Raw genomic sequence first — 2,982 nt, forward strand, 5'->3', positions numbered from 1 at the left:
TGACCTGGACGGCGGGGACTGGTGCCCGTTCCGGCCTGGGCCGCGCGGCCAGTCGATCCAGCCACAGGGTGGGCAGGTCCACGGGCTCGGTGTCCCGTATCCATGTGTATGGCCCGCGCTCATTCCGGGAGGGCGGGACCACGATATAGCCGCCGTCGCCCCGGACATCCACGCCCTGGGCGATGCGGCCAGCACTGCACGGGACGCGCCGGTCCGCAGGATAGCGGTAGATGAGCTGGTCACCACCGGACCCCGTGCGCTGGTGCCGCGTGGGCGCCAGTGGCCCGAGCTCCTGCTCCAGGGCGTGGCAGGCGGCGATACCGTCCACGTCTCCGTGGCGGTCGCGGTCGATGACCAGCCAGCCGGATGCTGGCCCGGTCGGAACGCCGATACCGGCCACGCCTGGAGGTGCGAACATGGCCCGGATGCTGCCCGGGTCGGTCGTGGCGTCATGGTGGCCGTGGGTGGTCATGGGCTTTTTTTCGAGGGAGCACGGGAACACAGGCAGACCCAGGGCTGCATACCGCAGGGCTGCGGAGAGGAGATCGGTGGAAGAATCGGTCATGCCCGCCCTCCTACACGCCGCCACCGGGTATACCGTGGCGGGTTGACGGACTGGGGCAGAGGTGGAACATAGGCGGCGTCACGCGCTCCATGTTTCACGCGGTTCACCCCCAGCATCCAGGCCCAGGCCCGGTAGCTGGGGGTTCGCTTTTTTCCCATGGGCTACTCCTGCCCAGCGATCCGGCGGATGTCCGCCACGCGGAACCGGGTGTTACGTTCTCCGACCCGGACGGGGGTGAGCTGGCCGGACGCGACCATGCGCCAGACGGTGGACGCGCTGACGCCGAGGACCTGGGCGACTACCTTGGCCGGGATCATCGCCGACGACGGCAACGAATCGAAACCCTGCGTGGTGGGGGATGGAAATGTAGCAGACATAATCGTACCTCCTAGGTGAGATGTGCCGGACCATGTGGTGCGGCTTACGATTATGTGATTACGTATGATTTTAGGACAGGAGGATGGGGGCTATATGTCTTGGGGGGAACGCCGGTATTTTTTTATCAATTTAAGATGGTTGTGCTTTTTTTTGAGAGCACTTTCATGAAAGGACTTGCCAGGACTTTCCTTTTTCGCGGTTTGTTCGGTCTTTTGTAGCTCTTTGTGATATTCATCGAGCTGGCCAATGCAGCCATCAACGCAACGCCGCACCGTCTTTTCGCATACGTCGAATTTTTCCGCTGTTTTTTTTATGGCTTGAGCGCGGAATTGACCACCCATCAGCAGAGAAAGAAAGTGACCTGTAATTTCAATCCTTGGAGCGCGAGCACGGCCGCCTTTCAGTCCCAGCGCCATCAGAACAGCAGCGCCTTCAGGGTCATTTTCCGCGCTTGGAACGTAGCGTTCTGGATAGGTTGCGGCCTCCAATGCATCAGCCAACCATCGGCCGAGGAGGGGCGGTAAGTTAACTCCTCTGCGTATGTAGTCTGCGGCTACCTGCATGAATTTGATTGCGCTCCGCTTGTCCATTCCGCAATTTTCAGTCACCCGCACAAGCTCTTCATCGACTACATCACCTTGGGGGCGCAGCTGTTCCAGGCGGGCCGCGATTCGCTCGGCCTCCTCTGGGGGCGTGCGCTTGATCTCTTCCATGACCACGCGCTGAAACTCAACAAGTTCTTCCATGTTGTCAGAGTCAAGTTCGCGTTGCCAACTGGACAACCACGACTCCAAGCGTTTTGTCTCGTGCATTTTTAAGCCCCTCTTTGACTTACCGTGGCCAGCGCGACGACCTTTTGCACTTCGCCGCTTTCAACGAACTCGGCCCAATCCTCCAACAGTCGCCGCCGGGCGTCGATATATTCCGACCGCTGATATGCGGCCTCAACCTTGCCCGCCACGTCGTGAGAGAGGGCCTTTTCCACTACCTCGCGGGGATAGGTTCCCGTTTCAGCGCCCCACGTCCTAAAGCTGGACCGGAAGCCATGGACGGTGATTTCCCGATCTTGCTGGGGGTCTTTCCAGGCCGGGAGGCCGGTGCGCTCACGTTTGGCGTTCATGCGCCGAATAACCGCCGTGAGTGTTGCATCTGACACTGGAGCACCACGCATACCCTTGAACACAATCCCCTGTCGTTCATGCTCTGGAATTTGTCCGAGGATGGCCAGGGCCGCCCGGCTCAACGGCTGGCAATGGTCGCGCTTCATCTTCATGCGCGTGGCAGGGATCGTCCACAGTGCCCGCTCCGTGTCGATTTCCGACCAATCCAGGCCGCGAACCTCGCCGGAACGTGCGGCGGTCAGGATGAGGAACTCTAGCGCCTGTGCGGCCGTGCCCGCGCAACCTCGGAGTTCTGTCACGAAATCATGGATTTGCGAATAAGGCAGGGCGGGGAAGTTTTCTTTTTTTGAGACCTTGCCAGGTCGTGGCAGAATCGCGTCCAGGCGTCCGCGCCATTGGGCAGGATTCGGTCCGGACCGGAACTCGCGCACGATGCACCAGTCCAGAACTCGTTCAATCCGGCCCTGCAGGCGCTTTGCCGTCTCCGTCTTGGTGGACCAGATCGGCTCCAGCACTTTGACAATGTGGGCGGTCTCGATGGTCCGGACATCCAGCTCACCGAGGAGCGGGGCGGCATATTGTTCCAGGGTGTTGCGCCACTGTTGTTTGTGCTTGGGGTTTGCCCAGCCCGCCTCATGCGCCTGGATGTATTTTTCGGCGGCAAAGGCAAAGGTCATGAGCTTGGCTTGCTCCGCAGCCATGGCGCGGCGTGCGGCCAGGGCTTCGGCCACGGGATCTATGCCCTGTTTGATTTTCTCCCGCACGGTCCGTGCGGCTTCACGCGCGGCGGCCAGGGTAACGTCGGGATAGCCCCCGAGTCCGATGTCTCTCCGTTGGCCCGCAATAGTGACCCGGAGCACCCACGATGCCGCGCCCGTCTCGGAGACGTTGAGGCCGAGGCCGGTCACGCCACCCACC

Annotated in this window: 4 protein-coding genes; all 4 read right to left on the bottom strand. The window is 61.3% G+C overall.

Going from position 1 to position 2,982, the window contains the following annotated elements; genetic code table 11:
• The coding region (locus tag EOL86_13280) for a bifunctional DNA primase/polymerase (protein NCD26547.1) at nucleotides 1–565 on the bottom strand (565 nt) is incomplete at its 3' end.
• A gap of 161 nt (nucleotides 566–726) precedes the next feature.
• On the bottom strand, nucleotides 727–942 hold the full coding sequence (locus EOL86_13285) for a DNA-binding protein (protein NCD26548.1): 216 nt from the start codon (nucleotides 940–942) through the stop codon (nucleotides 727–729).
• Between the two features lie 90 nt (nucleotides 943–1,032).
• Nucleotides 1,033–1,755 carry a hypothetical protein gene (locus tag EOL86_13290; GenBank protein ID NCD26549.1) on the bottom strand — a complete coding sequence of 241 codons (723 nt, stop codon included), beginning with the start codon at nucleotides 1,753–1,755 and terminating at the stop codon, nucleotides 1,033–1,035.
• A gap of 2 nt (nucleotides 1,756–1,757) precedes the next feature.
• Nucleotides 1,758–2,982: site-specific integrase (locus tag EOL86_13295; protein NCD26550.1), on the bottom strand; the 1,225-nt coding region annotated here is incomplete at its 5' end.

The organism is Deltaproteobacteria bacterium (genome assembly GCA_009930495.1).
Lineage (GTDB): Bacteria > Desulfobacterota > Desulfovibrionia > Desulfovibrionales > Desulfomicrobiaceae > Desulfomicrobium.